The sequence below is a fragment of the Streptomyces sp. NBC_01808 genome (assembly GCF_035917395.1).
Taxonomy (GTDB): Bacteria; Actinomycetota; Actinomycetes; order Streptomycetales; family Streptomycetaceae; genus Streptomyces.
The window spans coordinates 4282262-4297996 of sequence record NZ_CP109072.1; the positions used below are offsets into that span (position 1 = coordinate 4282262).

Here is a 15735-nt window from a genome sequence, read left to right on the forward strand (position 1 = left end):
CTGCCGGGGTGGAGCGGCCTGAGGAATCATCGTGGTGGTGAACGTGCACTCCATCCCGGCGCAACGGCAGCCTGCCCCGTGTGAGTCCGTGGCCCGTACGCCCCCGACCCGGCTGGCGCCATACGTCATCGGCTGCTCGGCGTTCCGCGCGGGCGGCGGCGCGCCCGTGCGCCACCGGCTGCTGCCGGTCAACGCCACGGTCCTCGTCATCGACGTCACGGGTGCCGACCGCCTCGTCACCGGCGCCCGTTCCGCGTACGGCATCCACGCCACGCAGCGGTGGCGCGAGGGCGTCACGGTCGGCCTCACCCCGGCGGGGACGGCGGCGCTGCTGGGGGTGCCGGCGCGGGAGTTCGTGGGCGAGACGGTGGAGCTGGCGGACGTGCTGGGGCGGCGGCGGGAGGAGGAGTTGGCGGAGCGGCTGGCGGAGGCGGGACCGCGCAGGCTGGACGTACTGGTGGAGACGATGGAGACGTGGCTCAAGGCGGGGACGGGAAGCCCGGCCACCACCCCCTTCGCCGTGGCCTGGCACCGGCTCCAGCGTCCGGGTCGCCGGATCCCCATCCCGGCGCTGGCGGCGCGGCTGGGCGTCAGCCGCCGCTACCTGGAGCTGGGCTTCCGGCGCGAGATCGGCATGCCGCCGGGCCGGGTGGCCCGTATCGCCCGTCTCCAGCACGCGGTCGGCCGGCTGGCCGACCCGGCGCACGACCTCGCGGCCATCGCCGCCACCTGCGGCTACGCCGACCAGCCGCACTTCACCCGGGACGTACGGGAGTTGACGGGCCTGACGCCCACCGCGCTGTGCGCAAACCTTCAATACCGGGAGCCGGCCGCCGGATAGCGTCCCGCGCATGCTGCTGAACGGTAAGACGGCGCTGGTGACGGGCGGTTCGCGGGGCATCGGCCGGTCGATCGTGACCCGGCTGGCGCGGGACGGCGCGCGGGTGGTCTTCACGTACAAGGAGAACGAGACGGCGGCGGCGGAGGTCGTACGCGAGGTCCCCGGCACGCAGGCGGTCCGCGCCGACCAGGAGCAACCGGACGCCCTTGCCCACGCCTTCGCCCCGGTCCGCGACGGCCTCGACATCCTGGTCAACAACGCGGCGGTCAACCCGCGGCTGCCGCTGGCGGAGCTGACGGCGGCGGAGTTCGACCGGGTGCTGACGGCGAACGCGAGGTTCGGCGCCCTGGCGATGCGCGAGGCGGCGGCCCTGATGCCGGACGGCGGCCGGATCGTCAACATCTCGACCCTCAACACGGTGGTCCCGGCCCCCGGCCACGCGCTGTACTGCGCGAGCAAGGCGGTGCTCGAACAGTTCACCCAGGTCGCCGCCCGGGAGCTGGGCCCCCGCGGCATCACGGTCAACACCGTCTCCCCCGGCGCCACGGAAACAGCCCTCCTCCACGCCACCAACCCCCCGGAAGCCCTCGCCCAGACCGCGGCCATGACCGCACTCCGGCGCCTGGGCCACCCGGAGGACATCGCCGCGGTGGTTTCGTTCCTCACGGGCCCGGACGCCGCCTGGATCACCGGCCAGAACCTCCGCGCCACGGGCGGCCTGCTGATCTGAGCGAACAGGACATGGCGTACATGGATCCCGGATGAACATTGGCCGGACGGTTTCGGCATCTCCGGCGGTCCGCCGCAGTCACTCCGCACCCTGGTCTCCTTCCAGCTCCGAAACGCACATGCCAGGCAACTTCTCGTATCACCAGGCTTGTGCGATGGATACAGTGGCTTCTTCCTCGCAGGTGCGGCATTATCATCGGGCGCATGCATACGTACCGGATGGGAGACGCCGCCGCCCTGCTCGGTGTCAGCGCCGACACCGTCAGGCGGCTGGTCGACGCCGGAAAGCTGACCGCCGAGCGCGACGGCGCGGGGCGCAGGATCATCCCCGGGGCGGCGCTCGCCGCGTACGCCCGGGAGATGCGCCGGGCGGAGCGGGACTCCACCGGGTCGTCCGCGCGCAACCGCTTCGCCGGGATCGTCACCGACGTGCACATGGGGGACGTCTCGGCGCAGGTGGAGATCCAGGCGGGGCCGTTCCGGGTGGTGTCCATGGTCAGCCGGGAGTCGGCGGAGGAGCTGGGGCTGGCGCCGGGCGTTCCGGCGGTGGCCGTGATCAAGTCGACCAACGTGGTCGTGGAGAGACCGTAGACGTCAGGGAGTGGACCTGTGATGACCCGTTCCGCACGCCGGACCGGCGGCTACCGCCCCACCCTCCGCATAGCCGGCGCGGCCGCCGCCGCCGCCCTGCTGGCACTGACCGCCTGCTCCGACTCCGGCTCCGACTCCGAATCGGACTCGGGCTCGGACTCGGGGAAGGGCGGCACGTCCGGTGAGCCGTCCGGTGAGGTCACCGTCTTCGCCGCAGCCTCCCTCACCGAGAGCTTCGAGAAGCTCGGCGCGCAGTTCGAGAAGGACCACCCCGGTACGAAGGTGACGTTCAGCTTCGGCGGCAGCGACGCCCTGGCCGCGAGCATCACCGGCGGCGCCCCCGCCGACGTCTTCGCCTCCGCCAGCCCCACGACGATGGAGATCGTCACGGACGCCGGCGCCGCCGCCGGCACCCCCGAGACCTTCGTCCGCAACCAACTGGAGATCGCCACCCTGCCCGGCAACCCGGACGGGGTCGCCTCGCTGAAGGACCTCACCGACTCGGGCCTGAAGGTCGTGCTCTGCGACGAGACCGTGCCCTGCGGGTCGGCCGCGCAGAAGGCCCTGGAGGCCGGCGCGCTGAAGCTCACCCCCGTGTCGTACGAGGAGGACGTCAAGTCCGCCCTCAACAAGGTGGTGCTGAAGGAGGCCGACGCCGCGGTCGTCTACAAGACCGACGTGCGGGCCGTCGGCGACAAGGTGGAGGGCGTGGACTTCCCCGAGTCCGCCGACGCGATCAACGACTACCCGATCACGCTGCTCAAGGAGGCGCCGAACGCCGCCGCGGCGGAGGCGTTCGTCGAGCTGGTGCAGTCGGCCGAGGGGCAGAAGGTGCTGACCGAGGCCGGGTTCCTCAAGCCGTGACGTTGCCTTCAGGCGCGGACAAGGGCGAGGCGGCGGACACCCTGGCCGGTGGCCCCGCCCCGCTCCGCCGGTGCCGTGCGGGGTCCCGGCCCCGGTCCCGGTCCGGGTCCCGGGCCCGCCCGCCCGCCCGCGGCGGCGCGCCGCTGCCGCTGCTCGTACCGGCGCTGCTCGGCCTCGCGTTCCTGGTCCTGCCGCTCCTCGCCCTGCTGCTCCGCGCCCCGTGGAGCAGCATGCCGGAGCTGCTGACCAGCACCGAGGTGTGGCAGGCACTGCGGCTCTCGCTGGTGTGCGCGACCGCGGCGACGGCGCTGAGCCTGGTCCTCGGGGTGCCGCTGGCATGGCTGCTGGCGCGGGTGGAGTTCCCGGGGCGCGGGCTCGTCCGGGCGCTGGTGACGCTGCCGTTGGTGCTGCCGCCGGTGGTCGGCGGCGTGGCGCTGCTGATGGCGCTGGGACGCAACGGGGTGGTGGGGCGGTGGCTGGACGACTGGTTCGGGGTCACGCTGCCGTTCACGACCGCGGGGGTGGTGGTCGCGGAGGCGTTCGTGGCGATGCCGTTCCTCGTCATCGCCGTGGAGGGCACGCTACGGGCCGCGGACCCCCGCTACGAGGAAGCCGCCACCACCCTCGGCGCCTCCCGCTTCACCGCCTTCCGCCGCGTCACCCTGCCGCTCGTCGCGCCGGGCATCGCGGCCGGTGCGGTGCTGGCATGGGCGCGGGCGCTGGGCGAGTTCGGCGCCACGATCACGTTCGCGGGCAACTTCCCGGGGCGTACGCAGACGATGCCGCTGTCCGTCTATCTCGCGCTGCAGAGCGACCCGGAGGCGGCGATCGCACTGAGCCTGGTGCTGCTCGCGGTCTCGGTGGCGGTGCTCGCGGGGCTACGGGACAGGTGGATGACCTCGGCATGAGAGACGATTCGGTACGAGAAGAGACGCACGGGGAGATCCGCGCCGAGACGTACGGCGAGAGCGGGCTCGACGCCCGGCTCGTCGTCGAGCGCGGCGCCTTCCGGCTCGACGTCGCGCTCACCGCACGCCCCGGCGACGTCCTCGCCCTCCTCGGCCCCAACGGTGCCGGCAAGACCACCGCCCTGCGCGCCCTCGCGGGCCTCGTCCCGCTCACGGACGGGCATCTGCGCCTCGACGCCGCCGCGTTGGACCGTACGCCGCCGGAGGACCGCCCGGTCGGGGTCGTCTTCCAGGACTACCTGCTCTTCCCGCACCTCAGCGCCCTGGACAACGTCGCCTTCGGGCCGCGCTGCCACGGCGCCACCAAGGCCGAGGCCCGCGCCGAGGCCGCCGCCTGGCTGGCGCGGATGGACCTCGCCGAGCACGCCGCCGCCAAGCCCCGCCGGCTCTCCGGCGGCCAGGCCCAGCGCGTCGCCCTCGCCCGCGCCCTGGCCACCCGCCCCCGGCTGCTGCTCCTGGACGAGCCGCTGGCCGCGCTCGACGCCCGTACCCGCCTGGAGGTCCGCGCCCAGCTCCGCCGCCACCTCGCCGGCTTCGAGGCCGTCGCCGTACTCGTCACCCACGATCCGCTGGACGCGATGGTGCTGGCGGACCACCTCGTGGTCATCGAGGACGGCCGTGTCGTGCAGCAGGGCGCCCCCACGGACATCGCCCGCCACCCGCGTACGGACTACATCGCCCACCTCGTGGGCCTCAACCTCTACCGGGGGCGGGCCCGCGGCCACTCCGTCGACCTCGACGAAGGACCCGCGATCACCACCGCCGACGACCTCACCGGGCCGGTCTTCGTCGCCTTCCCGCCCAGTGCCGTGACCCTGCACCGCGACCGCCCCACCGGCTCCAGCGCCCGCAACCTCTGGCGTTGCGCGGTCGCGGGACTGGAAACCCACGCCGACCAGATCCGCGCCGAACTGACCGGCGAACTCCCCCTGGCCGCCGACCTGACCACCACCGCGGCAGCCGAACTCGACCTCCACCCGGGCGCCGAGGTCTGGGCGGCCGTGAAGGCGACCCAGACGCACGCGTACCCGGCCTGAGCCCGGCCGGCCGGCGCGCGGCCCCGGCGTCCGGTACGGCCCGGGCCGCCCAGCGCGACCCGGGCGCCCGGTTACTCGTCGGCCGGCTTCGCCTTGTTCGCCTTCTGCGGCTGCGGCGAACTCGCCGCCTCCGCCTCCGCCTTGGCCTCGCTCACCGCCGCGTCCGCCACCTTCGCGGCCTCCACCGCCGCCGCCACCGCGTCGAGCGCGGGCTTCGGCGCGGCGGCCAGCTCGGGCGCCCCGGCCTTGTCCAGCGCCGGCGGCTGCCCGTCCGCCGCCGCCCCGGTCGCCGCCGTCTCTGCCGTCGCCGCTGCCGCTGCCGCCTCGTTCGCCTGTACGGCCTGGGGCACGCCCGGCGCCGACTTGTCGCCGAAGGCGGTGGTGACGGTGCGTACCGCTTCGGTCAGCTCGCCGGGGATCACCCAGAACGTGTTGTTGTCGCTCTTCGCCAGGTGCGGCAGCGTCTCCAGGTACTTGTACGCCAGGATCTTCGGGTCGGCGTTGTTGCGGTGGACGGCCTGGAACACCCGCTCCACCGCCTGCGCCTCGCCGTCCGCCCGCAGGATCATGGCCTGCTGCGCGCCCTGCGCCTCCAGGATGTCCTTCTGCTTCGTGCCCTCGGCGGTCAGGATCTTCGCCTGCCGCTCGCCCTCGGCGTGCAGGATCGCCGCGCGCTTGTCGCGCTCCGCGCGCATCTGCTTCTCCATCGCCTCCTTGATGCTGTGCGGCGGGTCGATGGCCTTGATCTCGACGCGGTTGACGCGGATGCCCCACTTGCCGGTGGCGTCGTCGAGGACGGAGCGGAGCCGGGCGTTGATCTCCTCGCGGGAGGTGAGGGTCTCCTCCAGGTCCATGCCGCCGATGACGTTGCGCAGGGTGGTGACGGTGAGCTGGTCGATCGCCTGGAGGTAGTCGGAGACCTCGTACGCGGCCTTCCGCGGATCGGTGATCTGGTAGTAGAGCACGGTGTCGATGTTGACGACGAGGTTGTCCTCGGTGATCACCGGCCGGGGATCGGACGAGTACACCTGCTCGCGGACGTCCAGCTTGGTGTTGACGCGGTCCGCCACCGGCACGACGAAGTTCAGGCCGGGCTGGAGCGTACGGCGGTAGCGGCCGAAGCGTTCGATGTTGTAGCGGCGGGCCTGCGGGACGACCCGCACGCTGCTCGACACGAGAAAGACGACGACCAGCGCCGCCAGGAGCATCGGGATGACAACCGGGTCCACACTTCCTCCGTTGGCTGTGCGTTCGGCGGCCCGTCGGGGGCTCGGGGCTCAGGGGCTCGGCGGTTCAGGGGGCGGGGGCGGGGCTCAGAGGGCTCGGACGGCTCAGGGAAGGAGCTCGCGGGGGTAGACGACGGCCGTCGCGCCTTCGATCTCCATGACCTCCACCAGCGCCCCCACCGGAATCACCGCCGTCTCGTCCAGCGCGCGGGCCGACCACTCCTCGCCGGAGAGCTTGATCAGCCCCCGGGTCGCGGTGACCTCCTGCACGACCTCGGCCCGCTTGCCGAGCAGCGCGTCGCTGCCGTCGCGGGTCAGCGGGGTCTGTGCCATGTGCTTCAGCGCGACGGGACGTACGACGACGAGCCCCGCTGCCGCCGCCGCCCCGAGGGCCACGAACTGCCCCAGCGCACCGACGCCCACCCCGGCCACCACGGCGGCGACCATCGCGGCGCCGGCGAGCAGTCCGAAGACGAGCGTCATCGTGAAGAACTCGGCGGCGCCGAGCGCCGCGGCGGCGAGCAGCCAGACGATCCACGGCATCGCGTCAGCCTCCCTCGGGGGACTTGCCCTCCAACCTACTCCCCGGAAATGCCGGGCAGAACAGGCGAGTTCAGGTGGTTCCGGGATTCGGCGGGCTGTTCGCGCGCGCGCCCGCCGGAGCGGGTGCGGGGTCAGGCTCCGGTGCGTACGGCATCGGGCAGCAGCCGGGGGATGAGGCGTACGTAGATCACCATGCCGACGACCTCGACCAGGGTCTGGGTGACGACCACCACCGCGGCGGCGGCCAGCCGGTCGGGCAGCGCGAGGGCGAGGGGGAGGACGACGAGGGAGTTGCGGGTCGCGCCGGTGAAGACGATCGCGCGTCCTGCGGGGACGTCGAGGCGGAACAGCCGGGCGACGCCGAGTCCCGCGAAGGCCATCACGGCGAGGAAGAGCACGTAGAACGGCACCACGCGGGCCACGTCGCCGACGCTGTCGTCGACCTTGGGTACCTGGGAGGCGACGACGGTCGCGAGGGTCGCGGCCATCAGCGGCACCATCGCGGTGCCCGCCGCGTCGGCGGTCTTCTGCCCGGCGGGGCGGCGGGCGGCCCACGCCTGGGTGAGCCAGGCGAGGGTGAGCGGGATGGCGATGAGGACGACGAACGCCTCGATGAAGGGGCCCGCCTCGACGATGTCGGCGAGGTCGGAGCCCATGAAGAGGTACAGGTAGCCGGGCAGCAGCACCATCTGCGCGATCAGGAGGACGGGCGTGGCGGCGAGGAGTTGGCGGCTGCTGCCGCCGGCGAGGCCGCTGAAGACGATGACGTAGTCGATGCAGGGGGTGAGGAGGACGAGCAGGACGCCCATGCGGATGGCCTGCTCGTCGGGGAGGAAGGCGAACATCGCGGCGACGACGAGCGGTACGACGGCGAAGTTGACGACGAGCGCGGCGGCGAGGAACCGGCCGGCGCGCAGGGACCGGAGCAGGTGGGCGGCGGGGACCTGGAGGAAGGTCACGTAGAGGAGGGCGGCGAGCACGGGGTTGATGGCGTGCTCAAGACCGGGCCCGGCGGCGGGCGCGACCCACCCGACGACCCCGCCGGCGACGAGGGCCCCGAGGTAGACGGGAACCTGATGCCGCTCCATGGCGACGACGATCCCGCCGGACTGCGCCACGGCTGCTCCTCAGGGGGTGGGGTGATCTGCGGTACTCCCCAGACGGTAATCGGCGGGACGGGGACGGCCGGGTGCGGGTGGCCTGGGGCGGGGGTGGCGCGGGCGTGGGCGCGGGCGTGGGCGTGGTGCGGGGAGGCGGCCGCGGCTTGGGTGGCGGGCGAGGGCGGGGGTGGTGCCGCGGCCCGGGGGCTCGGGCTTGTCGGCGGGCGTTGTCGGTGGGGCGGCCTACCCTTGGGCGGGCGTGCGGGGTTGGTGTGGGTGGCCCCGGGGTGGGTGCGAATGGTGGCTGTGGTGCTGCCGGGGCGAGGGCCGCGGGGGTCCGTTCCTGGTGCGGGCCGCTGTTGCGGCGTGAGTGGGCGGGCTACGATTCGCGGCGATGACCAGGCCACGCAGGGTTCCGGACGCCGCGACGCGCCGCCTCCGCCTGCTCGGCTACGTCCTCGTCCTCCTGGGCCTCTTCGCCGGGGCGGCGTCCTGCGCCGACGCCGGCCGCTCCGACACCGCCGCGAGCCACGGGCTCGTCCTACGCGCCGCCGCCCCGCAGGTCGATGTCCTGGACGTACTACGTCCCGACGTGCCGCCTGACGCCGACCTCCGGCCCGACGCCGCACCGGCGGACGGCCTCCCGGCAGATGCCTCTCCGGCCGACGGCCTCCGGGCCGACGCCTCGCCGACCGCCGTCTCTCCGGCCGACAGCCTCCGGGCCGACGGTCTCCCGGGCGACGCCTCTCCGGTCGACGGCCTCCCGACCGCCGCCTCACCCGCCGACCCCCTCCCCGCCGGCCCGCCCGGCGAAGTCGTCCCGTTCGACCGTTCAGCCGCCGGTGCGCCCCTTCCCGAGGACTGCACCGCCGCTCATACCCCCGGTGGCTCCGCCGGTGACTGTCCCGCCGCCTCCAAGCGTGCCGCCGCGCCTCCGCTTTCCGGGGCCGGGGCCTGGCCGCCGCCCGGTGACGGGCCGCCGTGTGCTCCCAGTGCCGCCGCCATCGCCGAGTGCGGTGTCAGTCCGGCCCCGCCCGGCGCTCTCGGCACCCCCGATCTCCACCGACTCCAGGTCCAGCGGACCTAGGACGGATCCCCGCGCACGCCCCAGAACCGGACCGCCGCCCGCGGCGCCCGGTGCGTGCGCCCACCCCCTACTCCGTCCACTCACCACTCCGCAAACACCCCGCCGCGCCTCCGCGCCCGCCGCGTACGCGCGACCCCCGGGGAGAAGGGTCCGCACACCATGGGTTCCGCCAAGTCCAAAGCCGCCGCCCGCCGTGCCCGCGTCGAGGAGATGCGCCGCAAGGAAGCCGCCCGGGAGCGGCGCAGCAAGCAGATCACCTATCTCGCCTCCGCCGTCGTCGTGATCGCCACCGCCGTCGGCGGCTACTTCATCGTCGACAGCGCCCGCGAGGACGAGAAGGCCGCCGCCGCGCCGCTCAAGGGCGAGCAGAGCTGGGACGACCTCAAACAGAACCACGTCACCGAGGACGTCGAGTACAAGATGACGCCCCCCGCCGGCGGCGACCACGACCCCGCCTGGATGAACTGCAACGGCGACGTCTACGACCAGCCGATACGCGACGAGAACGCCGTGCACTCCCTGGAGCACGGCGCCGTGTGGGTCACGTACAGCGACAAGGCGAAGGAAGGGGACGTCAAGACCCTCTCCGAGCGCGTCACCAACACCCCGTACTCGCTGATGAGCCCCCATCCCGACCAGGCCGGGGCGATCACCCTCTCCGCCTGGGGCAAACAGCTCACGGTCAAGAAGGCCGCCGACCCGAAGGTGGGCAAGTTCTTCGACAAGTACGTCCAGGGTCCGCAGACCCCCGAGCAGGGTGCCGCCTGCACCGGTGGGAAGGAGGCGTGACGTTCCTCCGGCCCTCCCTGCGGTTGCCGCTCGCGATGCTGGCCGCCGCGGTCCTCGTCTGCGGTGCGTTCCTCGTCGTCCTCGCCACCGGTGCGGACGGCGACGACAGCCCCGCCGTCCCGGACACCGGCTCCGCGGACGCCGGGTTCGCCCGCGACATGATCGTGCACCACCAGCAGGCCGTGGAGATGTCCCTCATCGTGCGCGACGGGACCGACGACGAGGACGTGCGCCGGCTCGCGTACGACGTCATCAACACCCAGGCCAACCAGCGCGGCATGCTCCTCGGCTGGCTGGACGAGTGGGAGCTGCCGAAGTCGTCGGGCGAGCCGCCGATGGCCTGGATGGGCCACGAGATGCCCTTCGAGGCGCGCGACGGGTCGCTGATGCCCGGCATGGCCACCAACACCCAGCTCCGCCAACTGCGGGACGCGGAGGGCGAAGACGCCGAGGTGCTGTACCTCCGGCTGATGACCGCGCACCACCAGGGCGGCGCGCAGATGTCGCAGATGGCGGCGGGCGCGGTGGAGACGCAGGTGGTGCGGCGGCTGGCGGAGACCACGCTGCGCGGGCAGCAGTCGGAGATCAAGCTGATGCGGGACATGCTGGAGGAGCGCGGCGGCATCATGAAGCCGTAGCCGCGCGCTACGCCGCCGCGGGCTCACCAGTACGTGCCGAAGTCCAGCGGCCCGTGCCGGTCGGTGAGCCGCCTGAAGCCGTGTTCAGCGCGCGAGTGCTTCGTCGATGGCGGCGGCGAAGTCCTCGTACGACTGCGGGTTGGAGATCTTCTCGCCGCCGAGGAAGAACGTCGGCGTCCCCTGGACGTCCAGGGAGAGGCCGTCGCGCTGGTCGGCCCGTACCCGGTCGGCCGTGCGCTCGGCCGCCAGGTCGCGGTCGAAGCGGGCCATGTCCAGGCCCAGTTCGCGGGCGAAGCCGCGGAAGACGTCCTCCTTCGACTCCTGCGCCTCGCCCCACTCCGCCTGGGTGTCGAAGAGCTTGCGGTACATCTCGTCGAACTTGTCCTGCCGGGCGGCGGCTTCGGCGGCGCGGGCGGCGAGTTCGCCGTTGCGGTGGCCGGGCATGGGGAAGTAGCGGGCGACGAAGGTGACGCGGTCGCCGTAGCGCTCGCGGAGCTTCTCGACGGCCGGGTAGTACGCGCCGCACGCCTCGCACTCGAAGTCGAGGAACTCCACGAGGGTCAGCTCGCTGTCGGCGGGCGAGGTCAGACGGTGGCTGTCGGCGCGTACGACGCGGGCGTCGGCGGCGGGCGTGGCGTCGGTGGGGGAGTCGTCGCCGGGCAGGAAGGCGGCGGCGAGGGCGAAGACCGCGACGAAGACACCGGCGATGATCACGGTGGCGTAGAGGTGCTTCTTCTTGTTCCGGCTCTCGGTGGTGGTGCGGTTCTCTGGCATGAATTCCTCACGACGGGGTGCGGGCGGGCGGTGGCGTACGTACCGGCGGCGCCGGTCGGCACCGCCCGCCCGCGACCGTCAGGAGGCGAGGGCGAGGCGGCCCGGGACCGGTGGCCGGGCGGGGAGCAGGCCGTACGCCGGGGGCGCGCGCAGCCGCAGCCGCGCCGGGCCGCGGTGCCGGCGGGGCGGTGCCTGGGCGGCGGGGAGCGGCGGGCGGGGCGGCGCGTACGCGGGGTGCGCGGCCCGTACGAGCCGGTGCGCGAGGACGTACCCGCGCACCTCGGCGACCACCGTCAGGACGCGCGCCAGCAGCGCGTCCGCGGCGCCGAGCAGCCGCGCGGAGATCAGCAGCGCGACGGCCTGGGCGGCGAGCAGCCCCCACGGCGGGTGCCCCGGGCCGGCGACGGCGGGGGCGGTGACCACGCACAGCAGGTCGAGCGCGAGCTGCGCGGCGACGAGGACGGCGAGCCCGCCCGTCTCCCCACGCCGCTGCCGCCCCGCGACCAGCCACCCGGCGACGGCCGAGACGGCGAAGAGCCACAGGCACCCCTGCGCCCGCAGCGCCCCGGCGGGCAGCACCGCCCCGAGCTGCGGCAGCAGCACGCACCCGGCGGCGAGCGCGGGCGCGGGCGCGAAGGACATACGGGCGGTCATGGTCGTCGCAGCCTAACCAGCACCGCCACCGCCCCCGGGCCCCGGTCCGCCCCTGGCTACGATGTGGCTGCGCGCATCGCCTGCGGAGGGGAAACGATCATGCGGCGGCTGGGGGATCTCGAAGCGGAGATCATGGACCGGCTGTGGAAGTGGGAGCGCCCCGCCACCGTCCGCGAGATCGTCGACGACATCAACAACGACCGCGAGCTGGCCTACACGACGGTCATGACCGTCGCCAGCATCCTGTACCAGAAGGGCTGGCTGGTCCGTACGAAACAGGGCCGGGCCTGGCTCTACACCCCCGTCCGCAGCCGGGAGGCGTACTCCGCCGCGCTGATGGAGGACGCCCTCGGCGCCAGCGAGGACCGGTCCGCGGCCCTCGCGCACTTCGTCGAGGGCATGACCGACGACGAGGTCGCCGCCCTGCGCAAGGCGCTGCGCGACAGCGACGCCGGCCGCCGGGGCGAGAGCCGGGGCCCGGGGTGAGCGAGGCGCTGCCCGTCCTGGGGTACGCGGCCGTGCTGGGCGTCGTCGCGCCGCGCCTCGTGCTGCGCGCCGCGTGGCCGCACCGGGCGCCGCGGCTCGCGGTCGTCGTGTGGCACGCGCTCGCGGTGGCGTTCACGCTCTCCGTGGCGCTGGCCGCGTACCACCTGGCGACGCCCACCGAGCATCTCCACGCCAGCTTCGTCGGCTTCCTGCACTCCTGCGGCCTGGGCCTGGACCGGGGCGTGGACCTCGGCCTCGGCACCGGGCGGCCCGACCCGGGCGTCGCGAGCCGGCTGGCGGGGGTGCTACCGGCGGCCGTGGCCGGGGCGGTGGCGGTGAGCGTCGGCGTGCACGCGCTGCGGGCGCGGCGGGTACGGGCCCGGCACCGCGCCGTCCTCGACATGGTCGGCCGCCGGTCCGCCGCGCTGGGCGCCACCGTCGTGGCGCACGGCACGCCCGTCGCGTACTGCCTGCCGGGCCGCCGCGCGCGCGTCGTCGTCAGCGAGGGCGCGCTGCGGCTGTTGTCGGCCGCGCAGGTCGACGCGGTCCTGGAGCACGAGCGGGCGCACGTCGCGGGCCGGCATCACCTGCCGCAGGCGGCGGCGGACGGCTTCGCCGCCGTGCTCCGCGGGCTGCCGCTGGCGCGGCACGTACGGCGGCAGACGGCGCTGCTGCTGGAGATGGCCGCGGACGACCGCGCGCTGCGGCGGCACCCGGGCGGGGTGCTGGCCACGGCGATGTACGAGATGGCGGCCTGCCGCGCGCCGAGCGGGGCGTTCGCCGTCGGCGGTGGCACGGTGCCGGTGCGGCTGCGCCGGGTGCTGGGCCCGCGGCGGCGCGCGCACCCGGTGCTGCGGGGCGCGGTGGCGGCGGTCGCGCTGACGGTGCCGCTGGTGCCGCTGCTGGTGGCCTGCCCGCCCGCGCTGGTCTGACGGCCCGTACCCCCGGCCCCGGCTTGCAGGGGGGTCGCTTGCCCGCGCTTCTACTAATCTACTAAGTTGCCTTTCGGTCCCTGTCGCCGCCGAGGATGAGGAGCAACTCCGCCATGGGAGCGCACCGCCGCCCGAAGTCCCCCGGCCGCGCCCGGATCACGACCCTCTCCTTCGCCGCCGGGGCCTTCACCCTGCTCTCGACCCAGAGCGGCCAGGCCGAGCCGAAGCCCACCGTCGAGGAGGTGCGCGCGGAGGTGGAGAAGCTGTACGAGGAGGCCACGGGGCCCACCGAGGAGTACAACGCCGCCCGCGAGCGCCAGCGGGGGCTCCAGAAGGAGGCCGACAAGGCGCAGGACGAGGCGGCCCGCCAGCAGCAGGAGATCAACGAGCTACGGGACCGGATAGGCCCGCTCGCCGCCGAGCAGTACCGCAACGGCGGCATCGACCCCAGCGTGCAACTCGCCCTCTCCGCCGACCCCGACGAATACCTCCAGGAAGCCGAGCTGGTCGACCGCGTCGGCCACCGGCAGGCGTCGGCGCTCGGCGTGCTCCAGGACAAGCAGCGGGAGCTGGCGCAGCAGCGCAAGGAGACGTCGGCGAAGCTGCGCGAGGCGGAGGAGTTCCGTACCGCCGCGGCGGAGAAGAAGAACGAGGTCCAGGCGAAGCTGGCGGAGGCGCGCAAGCTCCTCAACTCCCTGACCGCCGAGGAACGCGCCCGCCTCGACGCCGCCGAGGAGCGCGACGCGGCCGAGGCCGGCACGAGCGACGCGGCGGACACCTACGACGGCCCGGCGAGCGGCCGCGCGAAGGCGGCCCTGGACTTCGCGTACGCCCAGCTCGGCAAGCCCTACGAGTGGGGTGCCACAGGACCCGACTCCTTCGACTGCTCCGGCCTGACGGGCGCGGCGTGGAGCGCGGCGGGGGTCTCGCTGCCCCGTACGGTCAAGCAGCAGTACGACGCGGGCCGCAAGGTCAGCCAGGCGGACATGCAGCCCGGCGACATCATCTACTGGTACAACGACACGCAGCACAACGGCATGTACGTCGGCGACGGCAAGGCGATCCACGCGCCCCGCACCGGCAAGAACGTCGAGATCGTCCCGGTCGACAGCATGCCCTTCTACGCCGCCAGCCGCCCCTGACGGCCCGAGAGGTCAGGCTGTGCGCCGGCCGACGCCGGGGAGGAAGCGGCCGGCGCGGGCGGTGTACGCGGCGTAGGCGTCGCCGTGGACCGTCGTCAGGTACGGCTCCTCCACGACCCGTACCTGCAACTGGATCGCGACGACCAGTGCGGCGAGGGCCGCGAGGGAGACCGCGTTCGGGAGGACGAGCGCGAGGCCGGTGGCGGCGGCGGTCATGGCGGTGAAGACGGGGTTGCGTACGTGGGCGAAGAGGCCCGCGGTGACCAACTCGGTGCGCTCCCCGGCGGCGACGCCCACGCGCCAGGAGGCGCCCATGTTCGTCTGCGCGACGAAGGTCGCGCCCATCGCCGCGAGAGTGACGGCAAGTCCGCCCCACTGCAGCGCGGGATGCTCGGCGGTCGGCAGCCCGGCGAGCGTCGCCACCGGTGCGGCGGCGCCGCCGAGGAGGGCGAGGACGAAGAGCACTCCGGCCCACCACGCGACCTCACCGGGCCGTCCGGAGATCCCCCGGAACCCGGCGTCCCCGGTCCGCCGCCGCTGCACGGCCCCGCGCACCCCGAACGCGGCGACGCCCCACGCCACGTACAACCCGAGCGCAGCCCACGCCCACCCGCTCATGACGGTCCTCCTCGATCCGCGCCGCAGCAGTCGCACGCGGCGGTGGTACCGGCGGAGGTGCTCCCGGTGGTGGCCCCCGGGACGGCGCAGCAGGCTTCGCCCCGCCAGGCGTTACGGCCCTCCCGTACGGCGACGGCGGCGATGACCAGGGCCGCGACCGGGTCGGCGAAGGCCCAGCCGACGGTCGCGTTGAGGACGAGCCCGAGCAGCAGGACGGCCGACAGGTACGTGCACAGCAGGGTCTGCTTGGAGTCGGCCACGGCGCTGGCGGAGCCGAGTTCGCGGCCCGCGCGGCGCTGCGCGGCGGACAGGAACGGCATGATCGCCAGCGACAGCGCGGCGAGCACGATGCCTGGTACGGACGGCTCCGCCTCGGCGCCGCCGGCCAGCGCCCGTACGGCGTCGACGGCGACGTACGCGGCGAGGGCGAAGAACGACACCGCGATGATCCGCAGCGTCCGCCCCTCCCGGGCCTGCCGGGCGGCGGGGTCGGCGGCGGAGAACTGCCAGGCGAGGGCGGCGGCGGAGGAGACCTCGACGACGGAGTCCAGCCCGAAGCCGATCAGCGCGGCGGAGGAGGCGAGGGCCCCGGCGGTCAGCGCGACGACGGCCTCGACGACGTTGTACGCGATCGTCGCCGCGACCAGCAGCCGTATCCGGCGGGTGAGCAGGGCCGCCCGGCTCTGGCCGGGACCGGTACCGACGCTCGCGGCCAT

At 74.2% G+C, this 15735-nt stretch carries 19 protein-coding genes; 12 read left to right on the top strand and 7 right to left on the bottom strand.

The genetic code is table 11. The annotated features are described in order from the left end of the window. Positions 1 to 31: 31 nt before the first annotated feature. The 6 genes from OG946_RS18655 (at position 32) to OG946_RS18680 (ending at position 5030) form a co-directional block, all read left to right on the top strand. Positions 32 to 841: a helix-turn-helix transcriptional regulator gene (locus OG946_RS18655; protein ID WP_326797195.1), complete on the top strand. Its 810-nt coding sequence runs from the start codon at positions 32 to 34 to the stop codon at positions 839 to 841. 10 nt (positions 842 to 851) lie between these two features. Further along, positions 852 to 1571, top strand: coding sequence for an SDR family oxidoreductase (locus OG946_RS18660; protein ID WP_326797196.1), 720 nt, complete (start codon positions 852 to 854; stop codon positions 1569 to 1571). Positions 1572 to 1774: 203 nt separating this feature from the next. Then, positions 1775 to 2161: a TOBE domain-containing protein gene (locus tag OG946_RS18665; RefSeq protein ID WP_326797197.1), complete on the top strand. Its 387-nt coding sequence runs from the start codon at positions 1775 to 1777 to the stop codon at positions 2159 to 2161. A 21-nt stretch (positions 2162 to 2182) separates the two neighbouring features. Continuing rightward, entirely contained in the window at positions 2183 to 3025 is an 843-nt protein-coding gene (modA, locus tag OG946_RS18670; RefSeq protein WP_326797198.1) for a molybdate ABC transporter substrate-binding protein, read from the top strand. Next, entirely contained in the window at positions 3022 to 3933 is a 912-nt protein-coding gene (locus OG946_RS18675) for an ABC transporter permease (RefSeq protein ID WP_326797199.1), read from the top strand. Before modA ends, OG946_RS18675 begins: the two co-directional genes overlap by 4 nt. Next, positions 3930 to 5030, top strand: coding sequence for an ABC transporter ATP-binding protein (locus OG946_RS18680; protein ID WP_326797200.1), 1101 nt, complete (start codon positions 3930 to 3932; stop codon positions 5028 to 5030). Before OG946_RS18675 ends, OG946_RS18680 begins: the two co-directional genes overlap by 4 nt. Before the next feature lie 71 nt (positions 5031 to 5101). Here OG946_RS18680 and OG946_RS18685 read toward each other — a convergent pair whose 3' ends face one another. The 3 genes from OG946_RS18685 to OG946_RS18695 all read right to left on the bottom strand — a co-directional run bounded on the left by OG946_RS18685 (position 5102) and on the right by OG946_RS18695 (position 7887). Next, positions 5102 to 6259, bottom strand: a complete 1158-nt coding sequence (locus OG946_RS18685) for an SPFH domain-containing protein (protein WP_326797201.1) — start codon at positions 6257 to 6259, stop codon at positions 5102 to 5104. 102 nt (positions 6260 to 6361) lie between these two features. Beyond that, positions 6362 to 6799, bottom strand: a complete 438-nt coding sequence (locus OG946_RS18690) for an NfeD family protein (RefSeq protein ID WP_326797202.1) — start codon at positions 6797 to 6799, stop codon at positions 6362 to 6364. Between the two features lie 131 nt (positions 6800 to 6930). Next, positions 6931 to 7887, bottom strand: coding sequence for an arsenic resistance protein (locus tag OG946_RS18695; RefSeq protein WP_442814630.1), 957 nt, complete (start codon positions 7885 to 7887; stop codon positions 6931 to 6933). 406 nt (positions 7888 to 8293) lie between these two features. Here OG946_RS18695 and OG946_RS18700 point away from each other — a divergent pair, with 406 nt between their 5' ends. The 3 genes from OG946_RS18700 to OG946_RS18710 all read left to right on the top strand — a co-directional run bounded on the left by OG946_RS18700 (position 8294) and on the right by OG946_RS18710 (position 10413). Next, complete coding sequence (locus tag OG946_RS18700) at positions 8294 to 8986, top strand: hypothetical protein (protein WP_326797204.1); 693 nt, start codon at positions 8294 to 8296, stop codon at positions 8984 to 8986. 159 nt (positions 8987 to 9145) lie between these two features. Beyond that, entirely contained in the window at positions 9146 to 9775 is a 630-nt protein-coding gene (locus OG946_RS18705; RefSeq protein ID WP_326797205.1) for a DUF3105 domain-containing protein, read from the top strand. Beyond that, positions 9751 to 10413, top strand: coding sequence for a DUF305 domain-containing protein (locus OG946_RS18710; protein WP_326800304.1), 663 nt, complete (start codon positions 9751 to 9753; stop codon positions 10411 to 10413). Before OG946_RS18705 ends, OG946_RS18710 begins: the two co-directional genes overlap by 25 nt. Before the next feature lie 84 nt (positions 10414 to 10497). Here the strand turns inward: OG946_RS18710 and OG946_RS18715 are convergent, their stop codons facing one another. Together OG946_RS18715 and OG946_RS18720 are read right to left on the bottom strand one after the other, a co-directional pair. Then, on the bottom strand, positions 10498 to 11187 hold the full coding sequence (locus OG946_RS18715; protein WP_326797206.1) for a DsbA family protein: 690 nt from the start codon (positions 11185 to 11187) through the stop codon (positions 10498 to 10500). Between the two features lie 78 nt (positions 11188 to 11265). Further along, positions 11266 to 11841, bottom strand: coding sequence for a hypothetical protein (locus tag OG946_RS18720; protein ID WP_326797207.1), 576 nt, complete (start codon positions 11839 to 11841; stop codon positions 11266 to 11268). Positions 11842 to 11940: 99 nt separating this feature from the next. Between OG946_RS18720 and OG946_RS18725 the strand changes: the two genes are divergently transcribed. The 3 genes from OG946_RS18725 to OG946_RS18735 all read left to right on the top strand — a co-directional run bounded on the left by OG946_RS18725 (position 11941) and on the right by OG946_RS18735 (position 14401). Further along, entirely contained in the window at positions 11941 to 12327 is a 387-nt protein-coding gene (locus OG946_RS18725) for a BlaI/MecI/CopY family transcriptional regulator (RefSeq protein WP_326797208.1), read from the top strand. Next, positions 12324 to 13259, top strand: a complete 936-nt coding sequence (locus tag OG946_RS18730) for a M56 family metallopeptidase (RefSeq protein ID WP_326797209.1) — start codon at positions 12324 to 12326, stop codon at positions 13257 to 13259. Before OG946_RS18725 ends, OG946_RS18730 begins: the two co-directional genes overlap by 4 nt. A gap of 113 nt (positions 13260 to 13372) precedes the next feature. After that, on the top strand, positions 13373 to 14401 hold the full coding sequence (locus tag OG946_RS18735) for a C40 family peptidase (protein WP_326797210.1): 1029 nt from the start codon (positions 13373 to 13375) through the stop codon (positions 14399 to 14401). A gap of 12 nt (positions 14402 to 14413) precedes the next feature. Here the strand turns inward: OG946_RS18735 and OG946_RS18740 are convergent, their stop codons facing one another. Together OG946_RS18740 and OG946_RS18745 are read right to left on the bottom strand one after the other, a co-directional pair. Further along, entirely contained in the window at positions 14414 to 15019 is a 606-nt protein-coding gene (locus OG946_RS18740) for a methyltransferase family protein (RefSeq protein WP_326797211.1), read from the bottom strand. Beyond that, positions 15016 to 15735: a cation transporter gene (locus OG946_RS18745; RefSeq protein ID WP_326797212.1), complete on the bottom strand. Its 720-nt coding sequence runs from the start codon at positions 15733 to 15735 to the stop codon at positions 15016 to 15018. The genes OG946_RS18740 and OG946_RS18745 overlap by 4 nt, the downstream gene beginning before the upstream one ends.

Excerpts from the sequence above, each read along its gene's own strand:
- OG946_RS18680 (WP_326797200.1), top strand. The coding sequence starts at position 3,930 with ATGAGAGACGATTCGGTACGAGAAGAGACGCACGGGGAGATCCGCGCC.
- OG946_RS18660 (WP_326797196.1), top strand. The coding sequence starts at position 852 with ATGCTGCTGAACGGTAAGACGGCGCTGGTGACGGGCGGTTCGCGGGGC.
- modA (WP_326797198.1), top strand. The coding sequence starts at position 2,183 with ATGACCCGTTCCGCACGCCGGACCGGCGGCTACCGCCCCACCCTCCGC.
- OG946_RS18715 (WP_326797206.1), bottom strand. The coding sequence starts at position 11,187 with ATGCCAGAGAACCGCACCACCACCGAGAGCCGGAACAAGAAGAAGCAC.
- OG946_RS18700 (WP_326797204.1), top strand. The coding sequence starts at position 8,294 with ATGACCAGGCCACGCAGGGTTCCGGACGCCGCGACGCGCCGCCTCCGC.
- OG946_RS18745 (WP_326797212.1), bottom strand. The coding sequence starts at position 15,735 with ATGGCCGCGAGCGTCGGTACCGGTCCCGGCCAGAGCCGGGCGGCCCTG.
- OG946_RS18665 (WP_326797197.1), top strand. The coding sequence starts at position 1,775 with ATGCATACGTACCGGATGGGAGACGCCGCCGCCCTGCTCGGTGTCAGC.
- OG946_RS18695 (WP_442814630.1), bottom strand. The coding sequence starts at position 7,887 with ATGGAGCGGCATCAGGTTCCCGTCTACCTCGGGGCCCTCGTCGCCGGC.
- OG946_RS18725 (WP_326797208.1), top strand. The coding sequence starts at position 11,941 with ATGCGGCGGCTGGGGGATCTCGAAGCGGAGATCATGGACCGGCTGTGG.
- OG946_RS18720 (WP_326797207.1), bottom strand. The coding sequence starts at position 11,841 with ATGACCGCCCGTATGTCCTTCGCGCCCGCGCCCGCGCTCGCCGCCGGG.
- OG946_RS18735 (WP_326797210.1), top strand. The coding sequence starts at position 13,373 with ATGGGAGCGCACCGCCGCCCGAAGTCCCCCGGCCGCGCCCGGATCACG.
- OG946_RS18740 (WP_326797211.1), bottom strand. The coding sequence starts at position 15,019 with ATGAGCGGGTGGGCGTGGGCTGCGCTCGGGTTGTACGTGGCGTGGGGC.
- OG946_RS18690 (WP_326797202.1), bottom strand. The coding sequence starts at position 6,799 with ATGCCGTGGATCGTCTGGCTGCTCGCCGCCGCGGCGCTCGGCGCCGCC.
- OG946_RS18705 (WP_326797205.1), top strand. The coding sequence starts at position 9,146 with ATGGGTTCCGCCAAGTCCAAAGCCGCCGCCCGCCGTGCCCGCGTCGAG.